Raw genomic sequence first — 4728 nt, 5'->3', positions numbered from 1 at the left:
CAATATTCCAGCTGAATTCAAATTTATCAAATGCTCCACCGCTGCCTAGTTCAACTTGATTGGCAGTACTATTTGCGTTTATGTCCCTATATGCGTTTATGTCCGATACAAAATACCAGAATTGCAGTTTTCCGTTAGCTATGGTTGAACCGGTATTAATAGGTGGTGAAAAAACTTTTTTAAAATCAGCTGTAACCGTTCCAATTGCTCCAACCGATTGTAGACATCCAGTCCCTTCTTTTTCGTCGGTACTGTTTACCGTTACTGTGCTAGCCGATGTCCAGTCAGTATTCGAATCGCAATTAGAAATAATTTTGCTTTCGGGGTACGGACCTACAGTTATAGCAGCAATAGACTTTTGGTCGCCATCCTGAGTAGTTACTGTAATATCGCAAGTGCCTTGTGCTACTGAAGTAACCAATCCAAGCGAGCTAACATTTGCCACATTGGGATTACTCGAGGTCCAAGTCATGTTTTTGTTCGATGCATTTGCTGGTAAGATAGTTGCTGTAAGTTGCTGCTGGTTACCCATTGCAATTGTTGCAGTTGTAGGAGACACCGCTACACTGCTCACAAATATCTGATTAGTTGTAGTAATTTCCGTAGTTGCAGTTTTTCCACCATCCTCTGTAGTTACTGTTATGGTAGCTGTCCCAACCGAAACGGCAGTTACCATTCCTGTTGCACTTACGGTGGTAACTGATGTATTATTTGAAGTCCAAGTTATGTTTTTATTACTTGCATTTTCTGGTGCTATTGTTGCTGCCAGTTGCTGTGAACTACCTACGCTTAGAGTTAAAGAAGTTGGAGTTAGAGTTATTCCTGTAACCGGAATATTTACAAGGCTACCATTTCCAGCCCAAGCTGCCAATTTGGTGTAGATATTTCCAGTTCTTTGTTCTGGTATTGTGATGTTTGAAACTGCTTGGCTTCCAAGCCTGTCTTCCAGTTGCTTGAAATATAGACTTCGTGTACTCACGTGGACACCAGCGGGCCCTGATTTTTCCCAATATCCACGAAAAATAAAATCGGGGTATTTAGTAGGGCTAAATGTAGCGGAATATTCAGTGCCAATACTTCCAATTAAAAAATTTTGAGATCCCCTAGAGGCGTCATTTACATAACCCTTGCATTCGAGATTCCAACCAACCGTTTGTGCTCCACACCAAGCATGACCATTAGATAAATCAAAAAGATTAATTGCCATAACAGAATTAGGTGCTTTTATATTGTCGAACAATGTACCCGTAGCCCAACGATAATGTGGGCCCAATACACTCTGACCGTTTGCGCTATAGCAATCAACAAACACATTAGGACCAGGTATTCTGGCGTGAGTCACAAAATCATGTCGTCCGTAATCCGAATAACAACGCTGAAAAAGAACCCGTGTAGAGCCTGCATCCAGGCTAAAGCTATAACGCCATCCACCAGTTATAGGTCCTCTTGGATCAATATACGCACATTCTTGAACGGTGACATTCATCACTCCCCAAGTCATTATAGCCGATTCGGATGTGCGAGTTACTGTAACACCATGAATCCAACTATTATCCAAAAATCGGGGTCTTATACCCACCCGCAATCTATTTCCATTAACTAATTTGTCCGAAGGAATACCTCCATCTTCAATACCCACGATGCGCAAATCTTCAACACCGCATTTGTTTAATCGTCCGGTTGTGGTGTATTTTTTTATTTGTCCTCCACCATATTTGGTCTGCATGGGTTGCATTACCGAACAGTCGATGGTAATTGTATTGCCATTTATTGCCATTATTTTACGTTTAAATCCAATGTTGAAAGCTCCGGCTGTTGCATTCCAATAATCACTTTCTGCCGGCGGAGCCACATATAAAATATATCCATTTTCGTCCACTTTGAGATCCGAAAACCAAGTTGCATTCGGAGTAAATTTTACCATTATATTATCTCCTACAGCGAAACTACTCGCATTGGCTACCGTAAATGTTTTTGCACCAGTTCCTACATAAGCATCGGTAATGAGAGTCATAGTAGTCTCGGGTGTTGTTTGAGAATAAGGCTCAAGGGTTATCATGGTGTGATTCTTAGCGAAATCTGAATAAAGAATTGTTCCATCAGTTCCCTGGCCTTCGCCACGCAACACTACTCCGCTGGCCCAAATTCTTAATGCATAACCCATTCCATCAGTGAGTACAGGAATAGTTTCATCATTCAATCTGTAAGTCCCTTTTTTAAGCAATACTGCTCCTCTAAATCCATTAGCATCAAGAGGCATATTACAAACCTGGTCAATAGCTTCCTGAATTCGAGTTCTGTCTTCGCCTGAAGGGTTTGGATTCAATGTGATTTTTACTGGCACTTCTCTTACCGGCACTCCGACAGCACCATCCATATAACCAACATACGAAAAATCGGGCAAAGTATTATCTTCATTTGTCTCGTAATTATTTGCATACTTCGCATAAACAAGTTTTCCGTTTGTGTCAGGATAAACCAAAGCTGATTGTTGCGAATAAGAGCTAAATGCAGTTAAAAATTGAAATGCCAAAAATAAATATTTAATCTTAGTCATAAATGATAAGTATTGAATTGAATAAAAGGTGAATTATATGTAAATATAATAGCCATTAATTAATTTGTGATTAATTAATGATTAATTTGAAAAGTTTTTTGAATAAAAAATGGCAATAATTGAAGCTTTTTAAATAAATCAATGCTTTATTAATGCTTTATTAATGCATTGTTAAGCATTGCGTACTATTATTGCGTATATATTGTGATTTTATTTTAAGAAATAAAACATAGTGATGCTATTTATATTGTATTTGTCCTTATTAAAAATATTCCAAGCGTAATTATAATAATTTATGAAATCCAAACAAATTGTATTCCTTTTTATATTGTTTTTAACAATAGGGTATTCCAATTCAGTCTTTGCACAAAATCAACTTGACTACAAAGTGATGATGGGGTATCAAGGATGGTTTTTAGCTCCCGGAGATGGATCTACGACAAATAATCCTTGGAATCACTGGTTTAGAGGCGGTACTACAGCTACCCCCGACCCCGCAAATTTAACTGTAGATATGTGGCCAGACATGTCTGAATACACAGATAAATTTAACACTAATATGACCTATGCTGATGGCTCAAACGCTCAATTATTCTCCTCTTATAGTTTAAGCACGACACGCAAACATTTTGAGTGGATGAGAGACTACAACGTGCATGGTATTTATCTGCAACGTTTTTTAACTTCTGTAGAAACTCAAGGTTCACCTCTGTTTAAAGCAAAAAACAAGGTGCTTGAAAATGTAATTACTTCGGCTGCAGCATACAACCGAAAGTATGCGGTTATGTATGATGTGAGTGGAGTAACTGATGCTACTATGTATGCAAAAATTGTAGCAGATTGGGAATATCTGGTTAATACCTATGATATTTTAAATAAGCCAGAATATGTAAAACAGAATGGAAAACCAGTAGTGGCTATTTGGGGTATTGGTTTTAAAGACCGTGGATTAACATCGGCGACATCTAAAGCTATAATTGATTATTTCAAAACCAATGCAGCTCCTAAATACCGTGCTTATGTTATGGGAGGTGTTCCAGAGGGATGGAGAACACGAAGTGGTGCTTCAGAAACGGGTACTGATTGGTCAGCTGTCTATAACTCTTTAGATATGATTAGTCCGTGGTCAGTAGGAAGGTATTCCACTAATAGTGGTGCGGATACTTTCAAAACCAATAATATAGTGCCTGATTTGGCTGAATGTAATAAAAATGTGGTAGACTATATGCCCGTTATTTGGCCAGGATTTTCTTGGCGTAATCTAAACAACAAAACATTAAACCAGATAAAACGTAATGGCGGTCAGTTTTATTGGCGCCAGGCGTATAATGCTGTTCAAGCGGGTGTAAAATTTATTTATGTAGCCATGTTTGATGAAGTTGATGAGGGTACTGCCATGTTTAAAATAACCGAGACAAAAGCAAAACTACCTGTTCAAGCTCAAGATAGACTAGTTTCTTTAGATATTGATGGCGTTAATTTGCCAAGTGATTGGTATTTGAAATTAGCGGATCAAACCCAGAAAATGTTGGATGGAACCATTTCTTCAACGAGTAATATTCCGATTTTAACACCGCCTGATGGAAATTATTTAGACGATTGTGACGCAAAGACAAATTGGAATCCAAGTTCGCTAATTCTTAATAATATAAATCAAACACAGGGTTTGAACTCTCTTGAATTTACGGGTTCAGGGACTCCAGAGTATTCAAAGGTGTTTCCTACAGCATACAATACCGTTGGTTCTGATACAGGAGCTAGCTTGCAATTTTGGTACTATGTTTCGGATGTGTCCCTGATACAAACTAATAATTATGTAGAAATAGGAAGTTCTGGAGTTCCTGATAGCAATGAGTACCAGTGGCCATTGACAGACTTAGTGAATGGATGGAATTTTATTCAATTAAATACTGCAGACGCAGAGAAAATAGGCACGCCAAATTTGGCTGCCATAAATTGGTTTAGAATTTACGGACAAAAAACCGGGAGCATAACCACTAGAATTGATGCCATTCAACTTCTAGGAAACTCTTCTTTGTCAACGGATAATTTTAATGAAGAAAACAGTCTTACGATCTATCCAAATCCTGCTGATTCAGAAGTATATATTAATTTTTCTCTACCTGATCCATCTGAGGTTGGGATTTCTATAATTAATTTTACGGGGCAAA

The 4728-nt window shown here is 38.1% G+C and carries 2 protein-coding genes; one reads left to right on the top strand and one right to left on the bottom strand.

Going from position 1 to position 4728, the window contains the following annotated elements:
• A partial coding sequence (locus ACKVOD_RS03970; protein ID WP_409208185.1) for an Ig-like domain-containing protein occupies positions 1–2557 on the bottom strand: 2557 nt, incomplete at its 3' end.
• Positions 2558–2852: 295 nt separating this feature from the next.
• Here ACKVOD_RS03970 and ACKVOD_RS03965 point away from each other — a divergent pair.
• On the top strand, positions 2853–4728 hold a 1876-nt coding region (locus ACKVOD_RS03965), incomplete at its 3' end, for a hypothetical protein (RefSeq protein ID WP_409208184.1).

The organism is Flavobacterium sp. (assembly GCF_046155325.1).
Taxonomy (GTDB): domain Bacteria; phylum Bacteroidota; class Bacteroidia; order Flavobacteriales; family Flavobacteriaceae; genus Flavobacterium.
This window is presented reverse-complemented; position numbering and strand designations above follow the sequence as displayed.